Annotated in this window: 1 protein-coding gene; it reads left to right on the top strand. The window is 70.0% G+C overall.

Translation table 11 applies throughout. The annotated features are described in order from the left end of the window. Nucleotides 1-1,550 (top strand): molybdopterin-dependent oxidoreductase (locus QYM41_RS17485; protein WP_368801044.1); only part of this gene is annotated, 1,550 nt, incomplete at both ends.

The following is a 1,550-nucleotide window of genomic DNA, read 5'->3' on the forward strand; positions in this document are numbered from 1 at the left end:
GCCACCGACTGGACCCGCCCGCCGCGCTTCATGATCGGCACCGCGTTCTGGTACATGCACACCGATCAGTGGCGCTCCGACGGCTACTCCTCCGACTCCCTCCAGTCGCCCCTGGCGGAGGGGCACCTCAAGGGCATGCACACCGCGGACGTGATCGCGAAGTCCACCCGGCTGGGGTGGATGCCGTTCTACCCGCAGTTCGACGAGAACTCCCTCGACGCCGCTGACCGCGCCGCCGAGGGCGTGGCGCGCGGAGAGGCGCCGGACGAGGCGCAGTGGGTCGCCGACCGGTTGAAGTCGGGGCAGATGCGCTTCGCCGTCGAGGACGTCGACGCCCCTCAGAACTGGGCCCGCACCCTGGTGCTGTGGCGCTCCAACCTGCTGGGGTCCTCCGCGAAGGGCGAGGAGTACTTCCTCCGGCACCTGCTCGGCACCCACCACAACGTCATGGGCCAGGACCACTCCGCGTCCCGGCCGCGGGACGTGACCTGGCACGAGGAGGCACCCGAGGGCAAGCTCGACCTCCTGGTCTCCGCGGACTTCCGGATGACGAGCTCCACCCTGCTGTCCGACGTCGTCTTCCCGGCGGCCACCTGGTACGAGAAGCACGACCTGTCCTCCACGGACATGCACCCGTACGTGCACGCCTTCACCCCGGCGATCAACCCGCCGTGGGAGGCCAAGACCGACTACGAGCTGTTCCGGCTGCTGTCCGAGGAGTTCTCCCGCCAGGCGCGGACCCACCTGGGGGTGCGCAAGGACCTCGTGGCCACCGCGCTGACCCACGACACCCCGGGGGAGATCGCCCAGCCCGGCGGGCACGCGCCCGACTGGAAGCACACCGACCTGCCGGCCGTGCCCGGCCGGAACCTGCCGAACCTCACGGTCGTGGAGCGGGACTACACCGCGATCGGGGAGAAGTTCTCGGCGGTGGGACCACTGGCCGAGCGGCTGGGCTTCACCACGAAGCACATCACCTACGACGTCTCCCACCAGGTGGACCGGCTGGCCCGCCTGCACGGGGTCTTCGACTCGGGCGCCGCCGCGGGCCGCCCCGCCGTGGACACCGACGCGCGGATGGCGGAGGCGATCCTGCTGTTCTCCGGCACCACCAACGGGGAGCTGGCCGTGCAGGGCTTCGAGGCCCTCGAGAAGCGCACCGGGGTGGAGCTCGCGGACCTCGCCCGCGGCTCCGAGGAGAAGCGGATCAGCTTCGCCGACACCCAGGCCGCTCCGGTCCCGGTGATCACGTCCCCCGAGTGGTCCGGCTCGGAGACCGGGGGGCGGCGCTACGCCCCGTTCACCGTCAACATCGAACGGCTCAAGCCCTTCCACACCCTCACCGGGCGGATGCACTTCTTCCTGGACCACGACTGGATGAAGGACATGGGCGAGACCCTGCCGATCTACCGCCCGCCCCTGGACATGCACCGCCTTTTCGGAGAGCCCAAGCTCGGGCAACGGGGGGAGCTGTCGATCGCGGTGCGGTACCTGACCCCGCACAACAAGTGGTCGATCCACTCGGAGTACCAGGACAACCTGTTCATGCT

The organism is Kocuria oxytropis (genome assembly GCF_040981195.1).
Classification (GTDB): Bacteria; Actinomycetota; Actinomycetes; order Actinomycetales; family Micrococcaceae; genus Kocuria; species Kocuria oxytropis.